This window comes from Saccharospirillum alexandrii (assembly GCF_004000275.1).
Classification (GTDB): Bacteria; Pseudomonadota; Gammaproteobacteria; order Pseudomonadales; family Natronospirillaceae; genus Saccharospirillum; species Saccharospirillum alexandrii.
Genome location: NZ_RCIP01000003.1, coordinates 157,750 through 182,547, shown reverse-complemented (window position 1 = coordinate 182,547; position 24,798 = coordinate 157,750). Strand labels below are relative to the sequence as shown.

Below are 24,798 nucleotides of genomic sequence, written 5' to 3'. Positions count from 1 at the left end.
GTTCAGGTCATAGCCCGTATTCATTCTTGTTGGCAGCATAACGCGCGGGAAACAATAGCACTACTTTCCAGCGTCAGCATGATGGTCACCAGACACTCGTTACCCGGTCTTTGTCACTGTGTGCTATCGATCCATAAAAGAGCGTGAATCCTCAGGTGCCTCGTCTCGGTCCTCCATGCCGTAATCCCGAATAACCGTTGCAACGCGCAGTCGGTAATCGGCAAATATACGCTGCCGCCCTTCGCTTTGGGCGGCTCTATGGCGTTCAAATGTCCGCCATTGTTTCACGGCTTCCTCATCCCGCCAGAATGAGAGCGACAGGATTTTGTCTGACTCCGTGAGGCTTTGGAAACGCTCTATCGACAGAAAACCGTCCATGCTTTCCAAATGCGGGCGCAATGCACTGGCGGTGTCGAGATAGTCTTGTTTACGATTCGCATGCGGCAGAACCTCAAAGATGACCGCTATCATGCAGCACCTCCAGCGATGACAGGTGCCATGCCAAACGTGCCGTCTACTGTCTCGACGAAAGTGCGTTCCTCCTTGAGAATAAACTGACGCTTCTGGGCCAGCGTGAAGTTTGAGTGCCCCTCTGCATCCGCTTTCAACCGGGCCCGGTAAGCTTCGTAGTGCGCCAGGCTGTCGAACGCGATCAGCCCCCAGGCAATGTTGTTTGTGCCCTCATAGGGAAGAAAGTAGCCAACCAGGTGACCGCCGCACCGGGGGATGGTCCGCCCCCAGTTTTCAGCGTATTCTTTGAACGCATCGCGTTGGAACGGGTCGATTTCATAGCGGATTATGCAGGTAATACTCATGTACTTTCTCCTTCAAAGGGTGACAGCTATGGTAGCGTCTTGTCGATTTCCGATGGTTCGAGCTGGGTCGAACCATGAGTGAAGGCCCTAACATTGTGCGCGTGGCCGCCCTTATTGGTGGTAACGCCCGGGCCGAAGTTCTCACTGCGTTAATGTCGGGTCGAGCGCTAACGGCGACTGAACTGGCAGACATAGCGGGTGTCACTAAGCAAACCCTCAGTTTTCACCTGGGCAAGCTGTTGGATGCTGAATTACTCAAGGTAGATCGGCAGGGGCGTCACCGCTATTTTCGGCTCGCCGGGTCTAAAGTGGCTTACCTGCTTGAATCACTGATGGGTCTGTCTGTTCGAAACGACGAGCCTCCCAGACTGACGAGCCCGCGCGAACCGGCCCTGCGCAAAGCCCGTGTTTGTTACGACCATCTTGCGGGCGAACTGGGGGTTCAGGTGTATGAAGGGTTGCTTCAGATAGGCGTGCTTCAACAACACCAGGGAGGGCTGGGCATGACTGCTCAGGGGCGGGTATGGTTTCACCAGCTGGATATTGATACCGACCGAGTTGCCACGGCAAAACGCTCTTTTTGCAGAGCCTGCCTCGATTGGAGTGAGCGCAGGCATCATTTAGCGGGTGCTTTGGGTGCTGCTCTGCTGGTCCGAATACAGGAGCTTGGCTGGGCGAAGCGGGAGAAAGGTTCCCGCGCCATCGTATTCAGCGACCGGGGTGAGCTGGCACTGCAGGCGCTGCTGGTACCCCAGTGCGCCTCAATCGAGGCCATTCGATAGCGTTATCTGACGAGTCGCGATTGGCTCCGTTAGCCCTGTTTCTGGCCCCGCATGTCTGGTTAGACCCACAGTAAGTAAATGGGGCGGTAGGCAATATCGATCGCGACATACAACAGCAGTAATGCCATCGCCAAATTCAGTAGACGCAAATAGCTCGACCGGTGAATGCGTTTGCCCAGACGTTTACCCATCAGCATATAGGTGGTCGGCGCACCGAACGCCAGCGTCGCCAGTAGCACAGACCAGAACAGGATTGCCCAACCCTCAATGCCCGCTGCCGGAAACTGAACAGTAACGATCGGCACGATGGCAACAAACGATTTGGGATTCAGCAGCTGCATGAACAGGCCGGAACTGAAATTCAGCGTTTGATCTGGCGCGAGTGACGTCGTGTTTATCGAGACACTGGCGCGGGCGACTTTGTAAGCCAGGTAAGCGATATAAACCGAGCCTGCCAGGCTGACCAGCACCTGATAACGAGGGGTGACCAGCCAGGCACCGGTATAACCAAACAGTAAGAACAACGACAGCATGGCGCAGCCTACGCCGACACAAAACAGTAAGCGGTTGTGCCCCTGCAGGCCGGCATTCAGGCTGATAATATTGACCGGGCCGGGGGAGTACATAATGCCGAGCGCGTACGCGAGTATTTCAACCATTGTGAAACCCTGGAAGTCAGTAATGAAGTGTGTGAAAGGCGGGTAACGACTTACTTGTCGATAAAGTGCTGCTGGTACTGCCGTGGTGTCATACCGTAGATCGGTTTAAAACGCCGGTTGAAATGGCTCATGTCACTGAAACCATACTCAAACATCACATCATCAACCGCTTTGCCCGCTTCCAATGCCTCGCGTGCCTTGTTGAGTCGGCAGTTGACCATGTACTGGTAAGGCGTCATGCCATACTGCTGGCGGAACATCCGCAGGAAATGGTATTTCGAGAGCGTTGCTTTCTGGCTGATCACATCCAGTGACAGGTCGTCCAGCAGATGGGCGTGAATATACTCTTTCGCCCGTATCAGCAAACGATCTACCTTGCGCACTTCCCGGTATGGCGAATACTGGCCGTGGCACTGGGCAACACGGGCCGCCAACTGATACAGCTCGCACTCCAGCTGTAACTTGTTGCCGGTTTGGTGCTCCACCAACTGCGACAACGCAAGGATGCGATGGCGCAGTAGGGTGTCGTTGATCAAGGTATGGGCAATGTGAAAATGACCGCTCTGTCTGACGCCGGCGGCTGTCAGCATCGGCTCCAACTGATCGGGGTGGATGTAGACCATCCGGTAACGCAAGGTATCGTCCACACCTGAGCGGCCGTCGTGTACCTCCCCGGGGTTAAACACAATGATGTTGCCGGGCAGGCTGCGGTGGTAGGTACCTTGGCTGAAAAAGTCCTGACGTCCGGCCAATGTCACACCGAATGAATACTCCTCATGGGCGTGCTTGCCATACGAGAAGTCATTCATCTGCGCCTGCAAAACCGTCACCTGATCCAGTTGACGACTTTTGGTATAGCAGAACTGGTTGTCTTGGTTGGTCATCGTCGCTGCCCCATCCGCATCATGAGCTGCCTTAAGCTATGGTGCCCATTGTAGTGGGGCATGTGGTTAACGAGCTAGAATGAAATTGCTGAACTGAAGCGGATAGCCTAAGCCGGTTAAAGGTCTCTACCGGTCTGTCTGAGCTAGGGTTAACCGTTACGATGAACAGCTGTAGTGCGACCAGCCACCGGCTTCAAAGTACTGTTCCGGTTTGAGCCGGTAGTACTTTTCCTCTACGGCACTCGATTGTTCGGCGTATGGCTGAGTCATCACTTCCTGAAGTTCATGCAACAGCGTGTAGTCGCCTTGCCTCGCTTGCTGATAGGCAGGCACCACAAACCATTCCCGCAGGGTGTATTTCGGGTTGGCGAGTTTCATGTGCCGCGTAATGTCTTCACGGGAACGGGGCGGCGTATGGTCAGACCCGCTGCTGAGGAGTGACTGCCATTGGGCAAGCCACTGTGACCAGCGCTTGTCCATGCCTTCCGGGTCGGTCGCATACAGGGATCCCATCGCGGGCCCGGCACTGTCTGTTTCGTTGTAAAAGCTGTTTTTCAGAGCAGCGATGTCGCCGGGCAGTGACGACAATTCACGGAAGAAGAGGGTGTAATCGACCGGGGTTTGCGCCATCAGCGATATCAGTTCTTTGAACAATGGCTCGTCGAAGGCGGGTAACCCCAGTTTGGCGGCCCACATGGTTGCAAGTTCGGCTTGCATGACCGCCGGGAACTCATGGTGAACATCAATCAGTTGTTTCAGGCTGTCCTGGTCCGATACCAGCAGTGGCTGCAGGGCTGAGCAAAACGAGTAAAAGTTGCGTTCTGCGGCGGCGGGTTGGTTCAGGAACGAGAAGTGTTGACCACCGCCCGTCCAGGGCTGAAACATTGGGTCGAACGCATCGCAGAAACCGAACGGGCCGTAGTCGAGTGTGAAGCCGCCGGCGGCGCAGTTATCGCTGTTGAAGTTGCCCTGGCAGTAGCCAACTCTAATCCAGTTGGCCACGAGCCGGGTAAGCCGGGCGCGGAACAAGCGAGCCAGTGACACGACTTTTTCGGAGGTACTCAGTCCCGGGTCGATCTCGCCGGGGTATTCCCGATCGATCAGGTGCAACACCAGTTGTTCGAGTTCTGCCATGGCGTTTGGGTGTTCGTTCTTGCGCGCGCGACGCCCGAACAATTCGAGCTGGCCGACCCGAATAAAAGAGGGTGCCACCCGTGTGGAAATAGCGACGGGTTCCTGCACCAGTATGTCCGGGTTCTCGGAACGAGATCCCTCCGAATACCAGGGCCGGCGGACCTGTTCGGTTTTGGAAACGTACAAACTGAGTGATCGTGACGTGGGCACCCCGAGCGCATGCATGTGTTCCTGCGCCAGAAATTCCCGAACGCTGGAGCGCAACACCGCCCGACCATCGGCACCCCGGCAATAGGGTGTACGCCCGCCGCCTTTCAACTGCATTTCCCAGCGTTTGCCGTTGGCTACGGCTTCGAGTACAGACACCGCACGCCCGTCGCCATAGCCGTTCCCGGTCTGAAAAGGGCACTGCTGGTAATATTCGGTGCCGTAGATCGACAGCGCATAGCCAGTCGCCCAACCCACCTTACGCAGTGGCTCCGGAACCCGGGTCAGATTGCCCGAGAACATGGCCATGAAGTCGGGCGATTCAGCCAGGCTGTCGGCGAGGCCGAGTTCGTGGAACAGCGTCTTGCTGTGGGCGACGTACTCGGGGTTTTCGATCGGCGTTGGCACCACGGGCACATAGTGGCCCGAGAACACTTGCCGCGGCGCTTGGTCGGCTCCGTCTGCTTTCGCATCCGGATCGGCATTGAGCGAATCCATCAGCGTATAGTCTGCCAGCTCCGCCAGATGATTGAGCGTTGAACCCAATGCAGGGCCGGATTGCTGCCCGCCTTCAACGACCGCCGTGGCTGGTGTGCCAGGTGGGGTCTGCTGAGTAGGAATCGAATCATTGGTTGGCATGGCAACGCTCCTCGTTACTTGAATGAACCGGGCAAACTCAGACACGCGAGGCCCGGGGAACAGCACGCCGTTTTCATCTGCTTTACCTGTTGAATGGGTTTGGCAGGCCGTTTTTACAACCCATCAGTACGTCGGCATGGCGGTGTCGACTTCCAGAGCCCAGGCATGCACGCCACCGGTCAGATTGTAAACGTTGATGATTCCCTGCTGCTCCAGATACATCGCGACTTGCCTGCTGCGCACGCCATGATGGCAGATGCAAACGATAGGCGCTTGGGTGTCCAGTTCTGGCAGCTTATCCGGCACAGAATTCATAGGCATTGCCACCGACCCGTCTATCCGGCAGGTCTCAAATTCCCAGGGCTCTCGTACGTCGAGCAGCACGGGGGTGTCCTGGGCCGCATCGTTCAACCATGTCGCCAGTTCGAGCGCTGTTACGTTGTGCATTGTCACCGTTTTCTCTTCAGTAAAAGGGGGGCGGGCGCAGAACCCGGTTGCACCACCATCATACCTCCCAAAGGCGCCCGATTGACATCAACAGGCTGCTTTTTAGTGCGCGGCGCTATGAATGCCACACCCTGGTGCATCGGGGGTCGAAAAGGGCATGGCCGATCACCACTGCAGGTGTTTTCGGATGGTTTGAATCTTGCTAGAACAGGGTTTGATCCGGAGCCTTGTATTACTGAGGGTTAATGATGCAACCGCTGGTTAGGTAGCCGCTTCATGGAAAAACCTCTTCTCGATGTCTTCTGGCTGGTGCTGTGTTCAGCCCTGGTCTTCAACATGCAGCTGGGTTTCCTGTGCCTGGAGGCCGGCCTTACCCGCAGCAAGAATGCCATTAACGTCGCGCTAAAAAACATGGCGGATTTTGCGTTGTCGGTATTGCTCTACTGGCTGTATGGGTTTGGCATCATGTTTGGGCTCAGCCAGACCGGTTGGCTGGGCTCCAGCCACTTTTTACCCGATGTTGGGCATACCGATGCCTGGTTGTCGGCCTTCTTCCTGTTTCAGGCCATGTTCTGCGCCACCTCGGTCACCATCATCTCCGGGGCGACCGCAGAACGGTTGCGATTTGGCGTTTACCTCACCCTGGGGGCTTTGGTGGCCGGGCTTATATACCCGGTGTTCGGGCATTGGGTCTGGGCGGGCAGTTTTACCGATGGCCAGGGTTGGTTGGGCGCGGCCGGCTTTGTTGACTTTGCTGGCGCGACAGTGGTGCACAGCGTTGGCGGGTGGGTTGCACTGGCGGTGCTTATGCTGATTGGCCCGCGTTCAGGACGTTTCGACCAGGATGACCCGTCTCTTACGATTCCCGGCTCCAACCTGCCCATGGCCATGCTCGGTGCTCTGTTGTTGTTTTTTGGCTGGTTTGGTTTCAATGGTGGCAGCACGCTCAGCGCGAACGCGGCAGTACCTGGCATTGTGGTCAACACCTTGTTGGGCGGGGTGGCCGGAGTCGCGGTGGTTATTGCGTTGAACTGGCGCCTGCGCGGCTTCACCGATGCCATTCAACCCATCAACGGCCTGTTGGCCGGACTGGTGGCGGTGACGGCCAGCGCTCACGCTATTTCTGCGCCTGATGCGGTGTTGATTGGAGCCGTTGGTGGGCTAGTCATGAAAGTGACTGAATACGCCCTGCTGCGATGGCGCCTGGACGATGCCGTCGGCGCCGTGCCCGTGCATCTAGCCGCCGGTATCTGGGGCACGCTGGCGGTGGCGTTGTTTGGTGACCCCGAGCTACTGGGTACTGGGCTGAGCGTCGCTGGCCAATTACTGGTGCAGTTGAAAGGCATTCTGGTGTGTGCCGCCTGGAGCTTTGGTGTTGCCTACCTGATGTTGTGGCTGATGAAGCGGCGCATACCGTTGCGGGTTACACCGGAGGCGGAACGGTTGGGCCTGAATATTTCCGAACACGGTACCCGCACCGAACTGATTGAATTGCTGGAGCACATGGAGGGCGATGCCCGCGCCGGTGATTTTCACGGTGAAGTGCCCGTCGAACCCTTTACGGAAGTGGGTCAGATTGCCAGTCAGTATAACCGGGTGATTCGTGCGCTGGGCCTGGCGGTGGAGAAAACCCAGGCAATTGTGCGCGACATTCGAGATGGCATTGTTACCTTTCAGGCCGACGGCTTGTTGACCAGTTTTAATCCGGGTTCTCAGCGGTTGTTTGCCTTGCCGGGAGAAACCGGGACAGTGCGCCTGCACCAGCTACTGGTCGAAGACAACTGGCGGCCCGAAACCCTCTTGCCACTACCGGGTGGAGAGACCCGGCAGGAAGTTCAGTGTCGTCGCTGGGACGGCAGCACCTTTTTGGCCGAACTAACGGTAACGCTGGGTACCGACGAAGGGCCCGGTCACTATACCGGCATCGTGCGGGACATTACCGAACGGCGCCGGATGGAAGACCAGTTGTACACCGAAAAAAATCTGGCCCAGGTGACACTGGCGGCCGTGGCCGATGGTGTGATCACCACCGACAGAGCCGGTCGAATCACCTATATGAACCCGGTCGCCGAAGAGCTAACCGGCTGGCCGATGGCGGACGCCGCCGGCCAACCCCTGACCGACGTGTATGAACTGGTGAATGAGGTAACCGGTGAACCACTGGAAAATCCGGTATCCCGGTTGATGCGACGTTCGGCCAACAACAGGGGTAACACCAGCGCGGTTCATCGTGCCTTGCACCGCCGGGATGGCAAGAGCATTTCCGTTCAGGATGCCGCCGCCCCGATTCGCGATTCCGAAGGCCGGCTGATTGGCGCTGTGCTCACCTTCAGTGACATCACCATACCGCGCCAACTGGCCCGGGATCTCAGTTATCAGGCGTCACACGATGCCCTGACCGGGTTGATTAACCGCACTGAATTTGAACGCATTCTGGCCACCTTGTTGTCCGATGCGCAGGAAACCGAACACTCGCACGTCATGTGTTACCTCGATCTGGATCAGTTCAAGGTCGTCAATGACACCTGCGGACACATCGCCGGGGATGAACTGCTGCGACAGCTTGCGGCGCTGTTCCGCAGCCGGGTCAGGGATGTCGATGTGCTTGCTCGCCTGGGCGGTGATGAATTCGGAATTCTGCTGTACCGGTGTGACGTGGAAGAGGCCTTGCACGTTGCTGAAAGCATTCGCGAACTGGTGATGGATTTTCGGTTTTTCTGGAGCAATCAGTCCTTCGCGGTGGGCGTTAGCATTGGGCTGGTACCCGTAAGTGACCATGGCATGAGCCTGGCGCCGTTGCTGAGTGCAGCCGATGCGGCCTGTTATGCCGCCAAGGAAGCGGGGCGCAACCGGGTGCACCTGTTCGAGCCCGACGACAGCCAACTGCTGGAGCGCAAGGATGAAATGCAATGGGTAAACCGGATCCATTCAGCACTGGATAATGATCGCCTCCGTTTGTACGTGCAACCGATTGTCCCACTCAAGGCAGACGGTAAAACCATTCCTCGCTACGAAGTGCTGGTGCGCATGCTGGATACCCGTGGCACCATCGTTCCCCCGGGTGCCTTTATGCCAGCGGCGGAGCGTTACAACGTGGCCACCGCCATCGACCGCTGGGTCGTCTCCAATATTCTAGCCTGGATCGGCGACTACCATCGCCGGAAACGCCAGTCCCCTGGCCACTACTCCATTAACCTAACGGCCGATTCACTAACCAACCCTGAGTTTCTGACGTTTGTCTTGCAGTTGATGGAGCACCACCAGGTGCCACCGGAATCGGTCTGTTTTGAAATTACCGAAACCAGTGCGATCGCCAACCTGAGCAGTGCGCTCCATTTTATGGCGACATTGAACGCCATAGGGTGTGAGTTTTCGTTGGACGACTTTGGTTCCGGGGTGTCTTCATTTGGTTATCTGAAGAACTTGCCGGTGGACTACATCAAAATTGATGGTGTTTTTGTCAAAGACATATGCAACGACTCAGCGGCCAACGTCATGGTGGCTTCCATCAATAACATTGGGCAGGAAATGGGGCTGAAAACCATCGCCGAGTTCGTTGAATCGGCCGACATTCGGGATGAACTTTGCCGACTCGGCATCAACTTTGCGCAAGGGTTTCATCTGGGCAAACCCATGCCACTGGCGAGTTTGAGTGATGTCAGAATGATGCCGCGCTGAGCATCCGGGCTGTTAGCAAGGTACGCCCCCGGAAGCACGGTTCCGGGGGCGCAGTTTGTTAGGCAGGTGTTACGGCTTAATCAGGCCATTGGCCCTCAGAACGCGTAGTGAGTCGCCTGGCTGGCGACCACGACTCCGGTTACCAGGAGGCCGTTAATGAACGCACCGGTATACACCGTCCCGGTGGTCCGGTAGGCCACGGTAAACACCAGGGCAGCAATGGTCATCAGCGGCAGGAACTGGAAGGCGATGATGGTCCACAGCGGTTCAGACGCAATGGTCATGCTGCCACCCAGGAATAACGGCGTGTACTGAACGATCAGTAGCACAGCGTATCCGCCCATCAGCAATACCCAGTTAACGAACAATTCCCGCCGGAAGCTCCAGTCTCCTTTACGCAACTGGCCATGCAGCAGAATGCCGACCACGGTAAAGAACAGGCAGAAGGGAATGGCATAGACCAGCGCAATGCGCAGCTGCAACGCGCTCAGCGGCTTGATGGCGAATACCCAGAACCGGTAGTCGGTATCAAACACATAGGCCGTGGCGATCAGTGACGCATACAGCACGCCGACCACCGCCAACGCCAGACCCAGCGAGCGGATCACGACCGAAAACGAGAAACCCTGGCCAGTGGCCAAGCCATAGTGGCGTGCCGTTGCACCGGTTTGCCGGTTCAACAGTGCGTGCCAGACCATGAACAAAACCAGGGAAATGATGCCAACCCCCAGCGCCCACACCATCACCTGAGTGGTGATGTTTTGCGGCAGCCAGGCACTGGCCTGCCAGCCCCAGGCTTCACTGAACCCCTTGAACGGAAACAACGTCACGACCGGCAGCGTCATGAACACCAGAGCGCCAATCCACCAGCCGCCGTCGACAATGGGTTTCGGTTCGGCAGGGGTGCCCTGAAGCGACTGAAAAGGCGCCGTGTTGGCAAGCGCAGGGATGATCGCAGGAATCAGCAAGACCATGCCGATCAGCGCCAGCAAGGTACCCAGTTCTTTCCACATCCAGATTTGGTCGGACGCGGGAATGGGTTGCCCGCCTTCCAGTGTGCGATCGAACCAGTCGATGGCGTAGCCAATGGCTTCGGTCGACAGGTGATCCCCCGGGTGAGTGACCGGTGGCTGGTACAGAATGCGGGCGGTACCGGCGTCGATATCGCCATAGAGCTTGCCAGGTTCAATGGTTTCATCGGTATTGAACAGCGTCTTCAGTTTGTCGGTCGAGCGGATGTCAGTCGGAATTTCTACGCCCCACATCAATTGCGAAAACTCATCGTACGCCGAAAACACCACAGCCAGGTTGCGGGGCCAGGTGGCGGTGCCGTCAGGTGCGCCAAAGGTACCGGTCGACGACCCTTCAATTACGATCGACTTATAGGCATCGGGCATGACAGAGGCGGCGACCAGTGACGACCAGCCGCCCATCGAGTGACCTTCAAGACCGATGTTGTCGGTATCCACAAACGGCAGGGTTTGCATGTAAGCGAGTGCATCCATACCGCCAAAGCCGTTGGCGAAGGCGGGTGCGTCTGAATACCCGTGACCGGTCTGGTCGGGTGCCAACACCACATAGCCCCGACGAGCAAACTCAATGGCAAAGCCCGACTGGGTTTCATTGCTGTTGATGTAGCCGTGAATGGCCACGATGCCCGGGGCCGGGTTGTCATTGGTGACCCCGTTCGGCACGTAAAGCCGTGCGTGGGTGATCAACCCGTTGTTACCGGCAAAGCGGACGGTGCTGACATCCACCTCTCCAGAGACGGTTTGAATGCGATTGGCGAGAAAGCCACCGAGCAGAATCAGCACGATGCCGATCAGGGCCGTTCTTAGGGTTGTAGACATAGCAGGTTCCTGATTTTCGTTTTTTGTCGTTATTGAGTTCGAATATCTTCGAAATCGAGTTCGGCACAGGTATACCGAAACGGTTTTGTAATGTCTACTAAAACAGAATATGGTTTCGCATGGTGGAATTAAGAGGATGATTACATGGCTTACAGAGAGTCAGAGCGTCCGAACCAGCTGTTTGTTGGAGGAATTTCACAGAGACGCAGCGCCAGTTGCCGGGTTGATGGGCCGCTGTTCTAGCTATGCAGTTAGCAGTCATTCAGACAGCATCAATTTAGATAGTATCCTTTTAGGGTATAACATGGTCTTTAAGGCGGCGGTGAATGACCGCCTTCGGCGGGCCAAGCACATGGACCCAGCCCCTATACCCTTACCAGGGAGCGTAGATTAGCCATGCGACATGACAGGCAAGGCAGGCGTGAGAGTAAAGAGAACCGTGCTCTGAGAATTGGCAGGCGGTGTTTGCCACTGGTTGCAGGGCTGGCACTGTTCACAACAGCGGGCGCCAGTGAAGGGGCCGGTAGTAGGCCGTTTGACCTGTTCATGCCGCCCGGCGAATGCCGGCTGACGCTGTTCCCGGACGGTTCCGCCAACCTCCATTACGGCGTAGCGCCCTGGGTGGTTCGGGTTGCCCCCCAGACGTTCGATTTTACGCAGCAGTTGCACCGCTTCGAACAATTGGCCCGCCAATCGATGAATGCCTCTGACGCGACTGACGTCAGCCTGGTATTGCCAGACACCAGCGTGGAAACGCGACTGCAGGATGCCGCACACGTTCGTCAGTTACTGGTGCGAGCCTGGCAAGCCCACCTGCCTCCCGCTAATGAATTTGAACAGGGTTACCCCGACTTGATTCGGCAGGCGTGTGGTTTTGACTAGCCCACTCAGGCAGACTGCAAAAACACCCGCCAGCTACCCATTGCCGAAATATCCTCTGCCCCACTCAACCCAGCCGCTTCACACATAAAGCCTTTTACCTGACGTTGATCGCTGAGCACCACGGTGCCAATACCCAGCGGCGCCGGAATGCCCGCCATGAAATCCCCCACCGCCGTTTTCGGCAAGGCCCAAAGCTCCAGTGCCACGGCAACGCCATCGGTTTCCTGCCGAACCATGCCGGGCCGGTAAGGCGGGCCACCGGCCAGCGCGAACAGTTTGTAGTTCGGTGCGGTTTCGGTGCGTTCGAGAAAGCGCCCGCCGCGTGAGGTGAGTTCGTGGTTCAGCGGCAGGCCACTCATGTGGGCGCCGCACACGGCCAGAACCAGTTCGTCGCTGGCGGCCGTGGCTGGTGCAGCAGATCCGCTCTGATACGGCCAGCCGGTATTGCCGGGGCTGACCTTCGCCCAGGCTTCCAGGCGCTGGCCTTCGGCGGCGAGCTGGGTGTCTTTGCCTTGTGTGCCAATAAAGGTAACGCTACCCGGGCGACCATCGCTGCGCGGTGGGCAGGGCACGGTGAGTGCACAGAGGTCGAGCAGGTTAACGAAGTTGGTGTAGGTGCCGAGCCGGTTGTTGGGGCCAATCGGGTCGGCTTCGAGGTCCGCCGTAGTGTAGAACGTCGGAATGCTCGGTACGCATAGATAGTCGAACCGCTTCAGTATGGCCTGACAGGTTTTCCTGAGCGCCTGCAATTGATACAGACCCTTGAACGCATCCATCGCCGTCAGTTTCTGGCCGGGCTCAATGATCTGCTGGGTGACCGGGTGAACGGCCTCCGGTGTGTGTGTTAACAGGTCATCAATCACCAGGGTGCGCTCGGCGATCCAGGCGCCGTGGTAGAGCAAGTCGGCCACCTGATAAAACGGCGTGAAGTCGATGCGTTCGATCGTTGCGCCTTCGGTTTCCAGTTGCGCCAGCGTCGCTGCAAACGCCTCGGCTTGCAGGGCGTCGTCGAAGAAACGCAGGCTGGCGGCATCCGGCACGCCTAAAACCGGGTTAGGCAGCGGTGCGCTGTGGGTTGGCAGGGTTAACGGCCGGGCGTAGGCATCGGCCGTATCGTAATGGTTGGCCACGTTCAATACCGCCATCGCATCGTCGATGTTCAGTGCGAAAATCGATACACAATCCAGCGAGCGACAGGCGGGCACCACACCCCGGTTCGAAATCGCTCCCAGTGTCGGTTTTAACCCCACCAGATTATTCAACGCGGCCGGCACCCGGCCGGAACCGGCGGTATCGGTACCGAGTGAAAAGGGCACCAACCCCTGAGCAACGGCAACTGCGGAGCCAGACGATGACCCACCGGGCACGATGTCCGGGTCTACGGCATTGCGCGGGTGCGGGAAGGGCGAACGCACACCGACCAGGCCGGTGGCGAACTGGTCTAGGTTGGTTTTGCCAATGGGCATCGCCCCGGCGGCGCGCAGGCAGGCGACGACGTGGGCATCTTCGGCCGGTGCGTATTCAAACGCCGCGCAGGCGGCGGTGGTGGGCATGCCGGCCACGTCGATGTTGTCTTTCACCGCGAAGGGCATGCCCCAGAGCGGTTGTTCCGGGTTGTAAGCCCCCAGGCTTTCAGCCAGGTTGATCGCTTCGGCTTCGTCCATTAAGTGAATGAAAATGCCCGGGTCGTCCAGTGCCCGCAGGCGCCGGTAACACTCGGCGATGATCTGGCCCGGTTGGTAAGTCCCCCAGGCATACGCCTCGCGCAATGAAGCGAGAGTGAACGGTAGGTCGTCCAACGGGGGAAGGGTAGTAGTGTGAGTCATAGGGCGCTTTGCACCTCGGCTAAGGGTTCGGTCTCTAAAACGCGCTCGGGCGGTCGGGGTGCAGCCGACAGCAAGGCGCGGGTGTATGGGTGGGCCGGTGCCGTCATCACCTGGGCGGCGGGGCCGGCTTCGACGATGGCGCCGTCTTGCATCACAATCACTTCATCGCACAGCAGGCGCACCACGTTCAGGTCGTGGCTGACGAAGAGGTAGCTCATGCCCAGGCGCGCACGCAGGTCGGCCAGCAGGTTCAGAATGACCGCCTGAATCGACACATCGAGCGCCGCGGTCGGTTCATCCAGAATCAGGAATTTCGGGTCGAGTGCGATGGCGCGGGCAATGCCAACACGGGCTTTCTGGCCACCGGAAAGCTGGTGCGGAAACCGGCTGAGCAGGTTGGCGGGCAAGCCGGTTAACTCGGCCAGTTCCTCAACGCGTTCACGCAACGCCTTGCCGCGCAAACCGGCCAGCCGACGCAGCGGTTCGGCAATGCAATCGCCCGCGTTGTGCCTGGGGTTCAGGCTATCGGTCGCGTCCTGAAACACCAGTTGGATATCGCCGCGCAGCGGGTGCTTGCCAAACTGTTCGGCGGGTATCTGCGCCAGGTCATTCCCCTGGTAGAGAATCTGCCCCTCGGTCGGGTCGAGCAGCCGCACCAGCATCGACGACGTCGTCGATTTGCCGCAGCCGCTTTCGCCCACCAGCCCAACGCTCTGGCCCTGGTTCACCGTGAACGAAATGCCTTTCACCGCGTGCACCGGCCCGGCCTTGCCCGCGAAGGTTTTGCGCAGGTCGCGCACTTCCAGTAACGGCTGATCGCTCGGGGTGTATTCCAACTCGGGTGGTCGGCGGTCGGCCGGGAGCAGACTGCGCACGCTGGCATCCGGCCTTGGCGTGGCTTCCACCAACCGGCGGGTGTAATCGTGTTGTGGGTTGGCGAACACGGCTTCGGCCGGGCCGGTTTCGACGATTTCGCCGTCTTTCATCACCGCCAGGCGGTCGCAATACTGTGCGGCGAGGCCAAGATCGTGCGTGATTAGAATCGACGCCATGCCGCGCTCCCGAATCAGTTCCTGGCTGAGGTCCATCACCGCTTTCTGGGTGGTGATGTCGAGGCCGGTGGTGGGTTCATCGGCAATCAGCAGACGCGGGTCACAGGCGAGTGCCAGGGCGATAACAATACGCTGGCACATGCCACCCGAGAGTTCGAACGGGTAGGCGTAGTAACGCGCTTCCGGATCATTAATGCGTACATCGCGCAGTGCCTGAATGGCTTTTTCGCGGGCGTTGCCGCGCGTGGCCCGGGCGTGCTGGCGCAGCACGTCTTCTATCTGGTGGCCGACTTTACGAATCGGGTTCAGCGCCGCGCGCGGGTTCTGAAAAATCATCGAGATTTCGCGGCCGCGAATGGTGCGTAAATCCCTTTCGCTGGCGCGGCGTAAATCGATACCGCTGTAGGTGACTTCACCGGCGGTAATGGAACCGCCCGCATCCAGAATGCGCATCAGCGCAAAGGAAGTGACCGACTTGCCGGAACCGCTTTCGCCGACAATGCCCAGGGTTTCCCCCTTGGCCAGTTCCAGGCTGATGCCGCGCACCGCCTGCACTTCACCGCGCCGGGTACGAAAGCCAACGGCCAGATCTTTGATTGATAACATCATCAGGTTCTCCGCCGTGGGTCGACGATGTCGCGCAGGCCGTCGCCCATTAAATTGAAGGTGAACACCGCCAGCATCAGCCACAGGCCGGGGAACAAGGCGACCCACCAGTGGCCGGAGACCACAAAGTCCGCCCCCTGGGCGACCATGATGCCCCACTCGGGTTCGGGCGGGCGCACGCCCAGGCCAATAAAGGAGAGGCCCGCCGCGTTCAGAATCGCCCAGCCCAGGTTCAGTGACACCTGCACCATCATCGGTGGCAAGGCGTTGGGGAAAATGTGAAACGCCAGCACCCGCCAGTGCGAATTGCCGGAGAGCCGGGCCGCCAAGGCAAACCCGGATTCACGCCGAATGTTCACTTCAGCGCGCACCAGCCGGGCATAAAACGGAATGTTGATAATGGCCGTGGCGTAGACGATGTTTTCAATGGTATTGCCCAGCGCCGCTACTATGCCCATGGCCAGCACAAACAGCGGAAAGGCCATAATGGTATCGAACACCCGGTTCAGCACGGCATCCAGCCAGCCGCCCCAGTAACCGGCAATGGCACCGAGCACCGAGCCGATCACGAACGAGAGCGCCACGGCGGCAATGGAAATGCTCAGGTCCAGCCGCGTTGCTACTATCACCCGGCTGAATACATCCCGGCCTAGGTTGTCGGTTCCGAACCAGTGGCTGAAGTTGGGCGGTTGCAGCGCAATGGCTGAATTGGTGGCGAGCGGGTCGTAAGGCACCAGGTAAGGCCCAAACAAGGCCGAGCCGATAAAAAACGCGAACAGCCCGAACGACAACAACGTGACCGGGTTATCCCGCAGCACATAAATCAAATGCGCCCACAGGCCGCCCTGGCTGGGTACTGAGATGGGGTTGGCAGTCGTCATTTGGCAGCAAACCTTATGCGCGGGTCGATCAGGGTGTAGCTCAGATCGATTACCAGATTCAGAAACACAAACAGCAAGGCCATGGCGAGCACAAAGCCCTGAATGGCCGCGTAATCGGACACCACCAGCGCCTCTACCGCGTAGGAGCCAATGCCCGGCCAGGCGAAGACTTTTTCCACCAGCACATTGGCACCGAGCACAAACGAAAACACCATGCCGAGCGTGGTCACCACCGGCAGCAACGCATTGCGAAACGCATAGCCGAACAACACCATGGCACCGGATAAACCCGCCGCCCGGGCGGTGCGAATGTAGTCAGACGACAAAGCCGTGAGCATCGACGCCCGCGTCATTCTTGCGATGGGCGCCAGTGTAAACAGCGCCAGCGTGGTGGCCGGTAAAATAAGCTGCCGCAATGCTGCAAAAAAGGTTTCCGGGTCACCATCAATCAAGCTATCGATCAGGTAAAAACCCGTCACACGGGGCGGTTCAAAATAAATAAAATCCAACCGGCCGAGCGGCGAAGGTGCGATACCCAGCAGATAATAAAAAACATAAATCAGCAGAATGCCGGTAAAGAACGTAGGCAGTGAAACACCCGCTGTGACCAATACCCGACACAGATGATCCACCCAGGAACCCTGGCGCACCGCCGCCAGCACGCCGAGCGGAATGGCAATAGCGCAGGCGAGTAACAAGGCCGTTAAGGTTAATTCCAGCGACGCTGGCAAGCGCATGGCCAGGTCCGTTAATACCGGTTGGCCGGTGGAGATAGAATTGCCGAGGTCCCCTTGCAGCAAATCCCCCACGTAGAGAAAGAACTGCCGCCACAGGGGCTGGTCGAGCCCCAGTGCAACGCGCACTTCCTCGATCGACTGGGCATCGGCCATGGCGCCGGCGAAATAAACGGCGGGGTCCCCGGGCAAGGCCCGGGTCAGCACGAAACTGATGACCACCACACCGAATACCACCGGCACGGTTTGCAGAATGCGCCAGAGAACGGCGCGAAGCGGTGCACTCATAGTCTTAAACCCCAGCGATTGGCCGTGCATCCAACTGGCGGTGGAACCAGAACTCGTAATCCGTCGCGCCGTTCAATGCCACGTTCAGGGCCGGTTGCCACAACGGAATGCGCGGAATGTCTTCAATCACGATTTCGAACATGCGCTGAATAAGGCCCGCGTATTCCGGGTGGTCCATGGGCATGTGCAGGGTGCGGTTGGTGAGTTCTTCCACTTCTTCGTTGTAGTAGTTTGAAGAGTTAAACAGCTTGCCCTCCTGGTAGGCCCAGAAGAAATAGTAATCGGGCGTGTTCAACCAGCCGCCGAAGTTTTCCAGATGGAAGGCGAGCGATTTATCCACCAGTGCCACGGTACGCCAGTTCGCGCCTGGTATTTTTTCGACGGTGCAGCTGATGCCGATTTTCTCCAGGTTTTCCTGTATCAGCAGGGCAGTTGGTTCCATCCACGATGCCAGATCCAGACTGATCGACAGCGGCACGCTAAATCCATCCGCATAGTTCGATTTCGCCAAAAACTCCCGCGCGGTATCCAGATTGGTGTTGTACGGGAAAGGGCGCGGCCATTGGGTATCGGTCACGGTTTCCGGGCCACCCCACATGGGCGTACCCCGGCCGTAGGCGGCGGTGTTGAAAATGGCCTCGTAGGGAATCGCCCAGGCGATGGCCTTGCGCACGTTTGCATCCTGAAAGGGTTCAAAGTTGGTGTTCAAGCAGGCGCAGTGAATGCAGTTCTCGATGGGCGTTGAATGCACCGTCATCTTATCGGCCAGCTCAGCGGCATCCCGGTCCGGAATGTCGAACGAGACCTGCACATCGCCGCGCTCGATCAGCGCACGGCGGGTCGACTGGCTGGGCACTTCGCGCACAATCACCCGTTGCACGGCAGGCACCGGGCCACCGACCCAATCGTCGTTGCGTTCATACACCAGTTGCTGCCCCTGGTCCCATCGGGCGACTTTAAAGGCACCGGAACCGGCCGGGGTTTGGTGCAGGTACTCCATGGCCCAGGGGTCATCGGCCGTGGCATTGGCTTTGGCCACTTCGGCATTAATGATGAAGGGCACCGGCACGGCCAGATCGGGCAGCGAGAGCTTCGATGGGAAATCGAGGGTAACGGTGAAGGTTTCGGCATCAAGCGCGGCGAACTGATCCGGCCTGCTCAAGCCACCGGCACGCATTTGCGTGGTTGGGAAACCGCCGACCGACACCGCCCGGTCGAACGACCATTTCACATCCTCGGCGGTGACCTTGCGGCCATCCCAGAAGGTGGCATTGGATTTGAGCTTAAAGGTGATGACCAGGCCATCGTCCGACAGGCTCCAGCTTTCGGCCAGCTCGGGCACGATGTTTTCGTAATCGTACGAGAGTTCCCCGGTGGGCAGGGTTTTGGTGCCGAAGCTGACCAGGCGGTCGTAACAGTTAATGGCCACCTGATAACTGGCGCGGTTGGTGCCCACCCGGTGCAGGTCGAGGCTGTTGATCGTTTGCCCCGATACCACCACCAGCGTATCGCGGCCTTCGGCCAGGGCGGGCATCACTTTCAGAAACGGCAGCGAGGCGGCGCCCAGTGCGGTGGTTTTCAGGAAGGTACGGCGATTCGTGTCGGTCATGGCTGGCTCCATCGGTTGCGGGACATCAATCGAACAGTCTCAGGATGGTTTTATACTGCCGCTTTACCGGTGGTTCGGGAAATGCTATTAATTCACACTTCCGGTTCATTAAATGCACCACTTGATTCCAGGGCAGACCCATGCGGCATCTATACACCTTTCAGTTAATAGACGCGGTGGCCCGCGCCGGCTCTATCCGCAAGGCAGCGGAAGACGCCAACATCACCGCCTCCGCGCTGAACCGCCGCATTGCCCGCTTTGAAGCCGAATTCGGCGCCCCGGTGTTCGAACGCTTAACGCGCGGCGTGCGCCTGAACCCGGCCGGTGAACTGGTGCTGCAACACTTCCGCACCCAAAAATCCGACCTGCAACGCGTGCAATCCCTGGTATCCGACCTTTCCGGCATGCGCCGCGGCCACGTAACCCTGGCCTGCTCCCAGGCGCTGGTGCCGTATTTCATGCCCAGCCAAATAGCGCGCTACCGGCGCGACTACCCGGGCGTGACCTTTGCTATAAAGGTACGCGACCGCAGCCAGGTAGAACGGGAACTGGCCAGCTTCAGCAGCGACCTGGCCCTGGTGTTTGAACCGGAACACCTGGTCGACTTCGATGTAATGCACAGCATTCCCCAACCGGTATGCGCCGTGTTCGCCGCCGACCACCCCCTGGCCAACAAACCCGACCTGCGCCTGCGCGACTGCCTGGAACACCCCCACATCCTCCCGGCCACCGAATACGGTGTGCGTAACCTGCTGGACAGAGCTGCCAAAGCCCAGGGGCGTAACGTAACACCGGTGGTAGACACCGAATCCTTCGAGCTGATCCGCCACTATGTGCGGCATGAACAGGTGGTGGGGTTTCAGATACCCATTGGGCTGCAAGCCGCGGCTGATAATGGGCTGGTGTTTCGGGAATTGCCGGAGCGGGATGTGCCGATAGGGCATTTGTTGTTGGGGCAGTTAAAAGGGAGGGTGTTGCCGGTGGCGACAGCGCGGTTTGCTATGCAGCTTTCTGTGGCTTTGGAGGAGTTGGCCCAACCCCCGGAACCGCACCCCCGTTCGGCCTGAGCCTGTCGAAGGCCCTTGGGGAGTAGAACAAACCACAGAATCCAGCCTGATGAATTGTGAGGGGGGGGGGGGCGCAAACGCGCCTCTTAGAACATAAAAACTTGCCAACTTCGTCACAGAGTGCCATGGTGAACTCACAACTTATTTTGCCTTGGTGTGCCATGTAACCGGCCGGGCGGTAGCGAGTTTATTAGTAAAAAATTAGATTTTAGCTAATCTAATCTTCTTTGTTAAAACTGAAATTTTCTTCGATCGTACGGCAAAGCTATATTGTTCAATTATGTATTTTCACTCAAACTGAAAAAGAAAATGGAAAAATCATGAAATTAAAAAAGCTCGTTATCAATGGGTTGTTTGGTCACTTCAACCATGATGTGCGCTTTAAAGATGGTAATATTACTATTATCACTGCTCCTAATGGCTATGGAAAGACAATATGCTTGAAGGTTATAGATGCAATATTTAACAAGAAACTAGCATTTCTGTGTGACCTACAATTCTCACTTATAGAACTACATACATCACATGGTACTCTCAGTATTCGCAAGGATGTGGAAGAAAAACCATTAACGATTGTATTGGGGCATAGTGATGTAGACCTTACGCATGAGTATCAAAAAGAGTACGAATTCTCAAAAATTAAAAAACACTCAGTAAACTACATAGACGAGCATATTCCCTTTCTTCAAAGGGTGGGGCCACGGGAATGGATCGATCATCGTACAGATGAAGTATTCAGTTTCGAAGAGGTTGTTGACAGTTTTTCAGACTATCTTCCTGATGAACTCACGATAAAAAACTACCCTGAATGGTATCAGAAATTTAGTGATTCGCTTAATGCGCACTTTATACAGGACCAAAGGCTGATACAAAGAAAAGTACACCATCAAAGGGGAAGGAGAACAAGTTTTACTGATACTATTGAAAAGTTTGCTGATGAGTTGTCGGACTTAATACGCGAATCTGGATTTAGATCATCTCATACATCACAACAGCTCGATTCTACCTTTCCAGAGCGACTTTTAAGAAACGATGAGAATTTTATTGCTATGGGGGCTGAAGAACTTAAGGAAGAGTTGCAAAAATTACAGGCTAGGCGAAATGATCTATCTTCTTTTAATTTACTGTCATCTGCGCAACATCTTCCGGCGCTGCAAGTATTGGATGAAATAAAAAGTGAAGATACAAAGGTCTTGACCTTGTATGTTCAAGATACTAAAGAAAAGCTTGCATCTTATGATGACATATATAGAAAAATTGAATTGTTTTCCAGAATTTTAAACAATAAAAGACTTTCATTTAAAAAGATCAGAATTAGTGCGGAAGAAGGATTTCATTTCACGACTGACTATGGAAAGGCCTTAAAGCTTACTCAATTGTCATCTGGCGAACAGCACCAAGTGGTGCTTCTATATGAATTAATCTTCAAAACAGAAAAAAATATTTTGGTTTTGATAGATGAACCAGAAATTTCATTGCACGTTGCTTGGCAGAAAGAATTTCTAAAAGATCTTAAGGAAATAATTGAGATACAGGACATGCCTGTTGTTATTGCGACTCACTCTCCTCAAATAATTGATGGTAATTGGGAGTTAACAATAGATCTTGAAGGCGAGGGCTGATTTTGAGAAGTTATCTTGATGGAAATGATAAAAAAAATGAAATAAGGCTTTTATTTAGGCACCCTCTTCATAAAAACAAAGTCATAGTTATCTTGGAAGGCAAGACAGATGTAAAGCTTTTTCGAAGTCTTCTAAATTCTCAATATATTAGTTTGGAAACTTTTGATGGGAAAAACTCTCTTGTTGAAATTATGAATGAAATGGTATTCGAATATCCAAATAGATTGTTTGCTATATGTGATGCAGATTTTTTACATCTAGGGGCTGAGTACGATATTTACGAAAGAAACTCTGTCTTTTTAACGGACTATCATGATGTCGAGATGATGCTTTTTTGCTCTAGGTCATTGGATAATTACGTAAACGAATATTCACTTCCAGAAGTAGTGGATTTCATGAAAAATTATTTGTATGAGAATGCTATGGAGGCGGCATACTTTATTGGTATTATAAGATGGTTGAACGATATAGAAGATCTCGGGTTGAGGTTTGAAGGACTGAATTTTCGAAGTTTTATAGATATAGATCGAACTGGAATTACTGTTAGCGAAGAAGATCTAATAGATGAGATTTTGAGAAGAAGCAATAATCTGGAGTCTCATGTAAGCGCTAGTTTTCTGATGGGTCGGATTTCTGAGTTAAGGGCTGAGGCGCGAGACCAATTGCAAGTTAACTGTGGTCACGATGTAACTAAGATAGTATCGATGGTTTATCAGGGTAGCTGGGTTTCATCTGAAAGAAATATGGATCAACGTAAAGTGGAATCTGCACTCAGAATCGGGTATCAAGTTAGCGATTTCATTCAAACAGAATTATTTAGAAAACTAAACTCTGCATTTGTTAAATCTGGTCTTGCGGCTAGTATATGTTGACCAGTATTTGAGACTCCAATGACTATAAACGCCTATCAAAGGAGATTATGCTCTATGGACACCCGCTCTAGCTGGCTATCAGGTTCCTTTTATTGATAATAAATGACTATTGTGCTAAGTGGGGTGTCCAAGTTGCGCTTTGGGTCTTATGGTCCACCGCCGGACAACTTTGTCGCTACTTACTCTACCAAGGCTACCGCTGAACCGCGGCATTAGGATCATTTCAGAAACTTTAAGCAAGGTCGATCATGAGTAACGTTAATATAAAAAGAGCTATCGAAAACATTCGATCAGGAACAAGCGTCTATACGCCGGTTGTAGAGGTGGTTGTGAACGCTATTCAAGCGATCGAGGCAAAAAACATTAATGATGGCCTTGTTGATATTGTTGTTCAAAGGCATCAGCAAATGGACCTTAATGACCCATTGCCAGAAATTGATGGTTTTGAGATTCTCGATAATGGTATAGGTTTTGATGACAGTAACAGAGATTCATTCGATACTTTGTACTCAGCACATAAGATATCTGAAGGTGGAAAAGGTTTTGGACGATTCACTTGTCTAAAATATTTTGAGGATATGGAGGTTAAGAGCACCTTTTATAAAGGCGAGAAATTCTTTAACAGATCGTTCAGGATGGGCAAAGAAAATGAAATTATTATTAATGAGGAAATTACGCCGTCGAGCTCTAATACAACAGGAACCAGCGTAAGCCTCGTACACTTAAAAAGGTCCAGTTTTCCCGATAAAAGGCTCACAACAATTGCAAGGGTAATGGTAGAGAAATTGCTACCATTCTTCGTCAGCAAAAATATAAAGCCCCCACGTATTGTGTTGAGAGAAAAGAACGAGGAAAAGGTAATTGTCCTTAACGACTACGTTGAGTCTTATGGGCAAATAGTCGAACTTGATTCCTCAATAGATAGCTTTTTTCTTAGTGGCAATAAAGCCGATGAAGAGTTCTTTGCTAGAGTTTTCAAATTCTATTCTCCTCGAAGTCAAACCAGCAAAATTAGTCTCGTCGCTCATAGGCGAGAAGTTACTAACGTTTCGCTGCATAAGTACATTCCAGAGTTTGTTGATGAATTTTTTGAGCAGGTTAAGGATGGTAATGAGATAGTTGACAAAAACTTCACATTAAAAGTCTATGTTTTTGGACAATTTCTGGATGACCTGGTCTCCCTGGAGCGTGGTGGTTTTGAGTTTCAAAAAGATAATGATTCGACTTATGGGATTTCACAGTCTGATATTGAGAAAAGAGCAGCAGATTTAGCCAAGGAGTCGGTTAATTCAGAGGTTCAGGCTAGATTTGATAAGAAGGTTAAAAAAGTAAATGATTATGTGAAAGAGAAAGCTCCCTGGCACGCTGGGATCGTGAACGATATTGATTTAAGCGATATGCCATACAATGCCACTGATGAACAGATTGAGAGTAAACTGCAAAAAGAAAAATACGAACAGGAGGTTCGTGTCAGATCTGATGTGAGGAAGTTACTGGAAAAGGGCGGGGTGGAAGAGTTACGAGAAAAGGCTTCAGGAATCGTAAGCAGAATATCGGGAGCTGGGAAAAATGATTTGGCGCATTATATTGCGTTGCGACGCAGCGTAATCGATCTTTTTGAGAAAAGTTTAGAGCTTAATGAGGATGGCAGCTACTCATCGGAAGGGGTTGTGCACGACATTATATTTCCTCGAAAAGGAGATACAGATACGACGCCATTCGAAGAGCATAATCTTTGGCTTATTGACGAAAGGTTGAATTTTACAGAATACTTATCTTCTGACCTTCCTTTAAAAGGTTTGCACGATAGGCCTGATCTTTTGGGCTATGACAGGAGGGTGGTTTTTCGGGGTGAGAACGAAGCTACTAATCCTGTAACAATATTTGAGTTCAAAAAGCCACAACGTGATGATTTTGCCAATCCATCCTCAGATGAAGATCCTGTTCAACAAGTGATTAGGTATGTAAGAAGGCTTCGCTCAGGTGATTTTAAGACGCCAGAGGGAAGAGAAATACTGATCTCTGATAACACCCCATTTTACGGCTTTGTTGTTTGTGATCTAGCGAGAAAAGTGAGGTCGTGGCTTGAAGAAGAAAAGGACTTTAAGCCTATGCCAGACAGGCTTGGTTACTTTAAATGGCATGAGAATTTAAATCTCTATATAGAAGTTATAGGATGGGACAAAGTTCTAAAAGATGCATCTATGAGAAACAGAATATTCTTCCACAAATTAGGCATTGCATAAGGAACTCCTAGAAAAATC

The 24,798-nt window shown here is 54.6% G+C and carries 19 protein-coding genes; 7 read left to right on the top strand and 12 right to left on the bottom strand.

The genetic code is table 11. The features are described 5' to 3' along the window. Positions 1–123: 123 nt before the first annotated feature. Together EP166_RS14485 and EP166_RS14480 are read right to left on the bottom strand one after the other, a co-directional pair. Positions 124–471 carry an antibiotic biosynthesis monooxygenase family protein gene (locus EP166_RS14485; protein WP_127558321.1) on the bottom strand — a complete coding sequence of 116 codons (348 nt, stop codon included), beginning with the start codon at positions 469–471 and terminating at the stop codon, positions 124–126. Next, the gene (locus EP166_RS14480) at positions 468–815 is read right to left on the bottom strand and encodes an NIPSNAP family protein (RefSeq protein ID WP_127558319.1); all 348 of its coding nucleotides are present in this window, start codon (positions 813–815) and stop codon (positions 468–470) included. Before EP166_RS14480 ends, EP166_RS14485 begins: the two co-directional genes overlap by 4 nt. 74 nt (positions 816–889) lie before the next feature. Here EP166_RS14480 and EP166_RS14475 point away from each other — a divergent pair, with 74 nt between their 5' ends. Beyond that, positions 890–1,597, top strand: coding sequence for an ArsR/SmtB family transcription factor (locus EP166_RS14475; RefSeq protein ID WP_127558317.1), 708 nt, complete (start codon positions 890–892; stop codon positions 1,595–1,597). Positions 1,598–1,656: 59 nt separating this feature from the next. Here EP166_RS14475 and EP166_RS14470 read toward each other — a convergent pair whose 3' ends face one another. The 4 genes from EP166_RS14470 to EP166_RS14455 form a co-directional block, all read right to left on the bottom strand. Beyond that, on the bottom strand, positions 1,657–2,256 hold the full coding sequence (locus EP166_RS14470; protein WP_127558316.1) for a LysE family translocator: 600 nt from the start codon (positions 2,254–2,256) through the stop codon (positions 1,657–1,659). A 50-nt stretch (positions 2,257–2,306) separates the two neighbouring features. Continuing rightward, positions 2,307–3,140 (bottom strand): AraC family transcriptional regulator, encoded by an 834-nt coding sequence (locus tag EP166_RS14465; protein WP_127558314.1) that lies wholly within the window; start codon positions 3,138–3,140, stop codon positions 2,307–2,309. Between the two features lie 156 nt (positions 3,141–3,296). Then, entirely contained in the window at positions 3,297–5,120 is a 1,824-nt protein-coding gene (locus EP166_RS14460; protein WP_127558312.1) for a protein adenylyltransferase SelO, read from the bottom strand. Between the two features lie 123 nt (positions 5,121–5,243). Further along, a complete protein-coding gene (locus EP166_RS14455; RefSeq protein ID WP_127558311.1) occupies positions 5,244–5,567 on the bottom strand; it encodes a rhodanese-like domain-containing protein in 324 nt (107 codons plus the stop codon). A 276-nt stretch (positions 5,568–5,843) separates the two neighbouring features. Here EP166_RS14455 and amt point away from each other — a divergent pair, with 276 nt between their 5' ends. Next, a complete protein-coding gene (gene amt, locus EP166_RS14450; RefSeq protein WP_127558309.1) occupies positions 5,844–9,245 on the top strand; it encodes an ammonium transporter in 3,402 nt (1,133 codons plus the stop codon). Positions 9,246–9,340: 95 nt separating this feature from the next. Here amt and EP166_RS14445 read toward each other — a convergent pair whose 3' ends face one another. Then, positions 9,341–11,095, bottom strand: a complete 1,755-nt coding sequence (locus EP166_RS14445) for an alpha/beta hydrolase (RefSeq protein WP_127558308.1) — start codon at positions 11,093–11,095, stop codon at positions 9,341–9,343. 465 nt (positions 11,096–11,560) lie between these two features. Here EP166_RS14445 and EP166_RS14440 point away from each other — a divergent pair, with 465 nt between their 5' ends. Next, positions 11,561–11,977: a hypothetical protein gene (locus tag EP166_RS14440; protein WP_127558306.1), complete on the top strand. Its 417-nt coding sequence runs from the start codon at positions 11,561–11,563 to the stop codon at positions 11,975–11,977. 5 nt (positions 11,978–11,982) lie between these two features. Here the strand turns inward: EP166_RS14440 and atzF are convergent, their stop codons facing one another. Genes atzF through EP166_RS14415 form a run of 5 tightly spaced genes read right to left on the bottom strand, consistent with a single transcriptional unit; the run spans position 11,983 to position 18,973 of the window. Next, the gene (gene atzF / locus EP166_RS14435) at positions 11,983–13,803 is read right to left on the bottom strand and encodes an allophanate hydrolase (protein ID WP_127558304.1); all 1,821 of its coding nucleotides are present in this window, start codon (positions 13,801–13,803) and stop codon (positions 11,983–11,985) included. After that, positions 13,800–15,464 carry a dipeptide ABC transporter ATP-binding protein gene (locus tag EP166_RS14430; protein ID WP_246026307.1) on the bottom strand — a complete coding sequence of 555 codons (1,665 nt, stop codon included), beginning with the start codon at positions 15,462–15,464 and terminating at the stop codon, positions 13,800–13,802. The genes atzF and EP166_RS14430 overlap by 4 nt, the downstream gene beginning before the upstream one ends. After that, positions 15,464–16,342: an ABC transporter permease gene (locus EP166_RS14425; RefSeq protein ID WP_127558302.1), complete on the bottom strand. Its 879-nt coding sequence runs from the start codon at positions 16,340–16,342 to the stop codon at positions 15,464–15,466. The genes EP166_RS14430 and EP166_RS14425 overlap by 1 nt, the downstream gene beginning before the upstream one ends. Then, the gene (locus EP166_RS14420; protein ID WP_127558300.1) at positions 16,339–17,364 is read right to left on the bottom strand and encodes an ABC transporter permease; all 1,026 of its coding nucleotides are present in this window, start codon (positions 17,362–17,364) and stop codon (positions 16,339–16,341) included. Before EP166_RS14420 ends, EP166_RS14425 begins: the two co-directional genes overlap by 4 nt. A gap of 4 nt (positions 17,365–17,368) precedes the next feature. Further along, positions 17,369–18,973 (bottom strand): ABC transporter substrate-binding protein, encoded by a 1,605-nt coding sequence (locus EP166_RS14415; RefSeq protein ID WP_127558298.1) that lies wholly within the window; start codon positions 18,971–18,973, stop codon positions 17,369–17,371. 140 nt (positions 18,974–19,113) lie between these two features. Between EP166_RS14415 and EP166_RS14410 the strand changes: the two genes are divergently transcribed. The 4 genes from EP166_RS14410 (at position 19,114) to EP166_RS14395 (ending at position 24,780) form a co-directional block, all read left to right on the top strand. Next, entirely contained in the window at positions 19,114–20,040 is a 927-nt protein-coding gene (locus tag EP166_RS14410; protein WP_127558296.1) for a LysR family transcriptional regulator, read from the top strand. A 320-nt stretch (positions 20,041–20,360) separates the two neighbouring features. Beyond that, positions 20,361–21,662 (top strand): AAA family ATPase, encoded by a 1,302-nt coding sequence (locus EP166_RS14405; RefSeq protein WP_127558294.1) that lies wholly within the window; start codon positions 20,361–20,363, stop codon positions 21,660–21,662. A gap of 2 nt (positions 21,663–21,664) precedes the next feature. Further along, positions 21,665–22,534, top strand: a complete 870-nt coding sequence (locus EP166_RS14400; protein ID WP_164743953.1) for a DUF4435 domain-containing protein — start codon at positions 21,665–21,667, stop codon at positions 22,532–22,534. A gap of 248 nt (positions 22,535–22,782) precedes the next feature. Then, positions 22,783–24,780 (top strand): ATP-binding protein, encoded by a 1,998-nt coding sequence (locus EP166_RS14395; protein ID WP_127558291.1) that lies wholly within the window; start codon positions 22,783–22,785, stop codon positions 24,778–24,780. Positions 24,781–24,798: the final 18 nt, after the last annotated feature.

Bases quoted from the DNA above. Each gene is read 5' to 3' on its own strand.
- EP166_RS14425 (WP_127558302.1), bottom strand. From the start codon at position 16,342: ATGACGACTGCCAACCCCATCTCAGTACCCAGCCAGGGCGGCCTGTGG.
- EP166_RS14465 (WP_127558314.1), bottom strand. From the start codon at position 3,140: ATGACCAACCAAGACAACCAGTTCTGCTATACCAAAAGTCGTCAACTG.
- EP166_RS14455 (WP_127558311.1), bottom strand. From the start codon at position 5,567: ATGCACAACGTAACAGCGCTCGAACTGGCGACATGGTTGAACGATGCG.
- EP166_RS14395 (WP_127558291.1), top strand. From the start codon at position 22,783: ATGAGTAACGTTAATATAAAAAGAGCTATCGAAAACATTCGATCAGGA.
- EP166_RS14405 (WP_127558294.1), top strand. From the start codon at position 20,361: ATGAAATTAAAAAAGCTCGTTATCAATGGGTTGTTTGGTCACTTCAAC.
- atzF (WP_127558304.1), bottom strand. From the start codon at position 13,803: ATGACTCACACTACTACCCTTCCCCCGTTGGACGACCTACCGTTCACT.
- EP166_RS14410 (WP_127558296.1), top strand. From the start codon at position 19,114: ATGCGGCATCTATACACCTTTCAGTTAATAGACGCGGTGGCCCGCGCC.
- EP166_RS14415 (WP_127558298.1), bottom strand. From the start codon at position 18,973: ATGACCGACACGAATCGCCGTACCTTCCTGAAAACCACCGCACTGGGC.
- EP166_RS14430 (WP_246026307.1), bottom strand. From the start codon at position 15,464: ATGATGTTATCAATCAAAGATCTGGCCGTTGGCTTTCGTACCCGGCGC.
- EP166_RS14470 (WP_127558316.1), bottom strand. From the start codon at position 2,256: ATGGTTGAAATACTCGCGTACGCGCTCGGCATTATGTACTCCCCCGGC.
- EP166_RS14475 (WP_127558317.1), top strand. From the start codon at position 890: ATGAGTGAAGGCCCTAACATTGTGCGCGTGGCCGCCCTTATTGGTGGT.
- EP166_RS14460 (WP_127558312.1), bottom strand. From the start codon at position 5,120: ATGCCAACCAATGATTCGATTCCTACTCAGCAGACCCCACCTGGCACA.
- amt (WP_127558309.1), top strand. From the start codon at position 5,844: ATGGAAAAACCTCTTCTCGATGTCTTCTGGCTGGTGCTGTGTTCAGCC.
- EP166_RS14480 (WP_127558319.1), bottom strand. From the start codon at position 815: ATGAGTATTACCTGCATAATCCGCTATGAAATCGACCCGTTCCAACGC.
- EP166_RS14420 (WP_127558300.1), bottom strand. From the start codon at position 17,364: ATGAGTGCACCGCTTCGCGCCGTTCTCTGGCGCATTCTGCAAACCGTG.
- EP166_RS14485 (WP_127558321.1), bottom strand. From the start codon at position 471: ATGATAGCGGTCATCTTTGAGGTTCTGCCGCATGCGAATCGTAAACAA.
- EP166_RS14445 (WP_127558308.1), bottom strand. From the start codon at position 11,095: ATGTCTACAACCCTAAGAACGGCCCTGATCGGCATCGTGCTGATTCTG.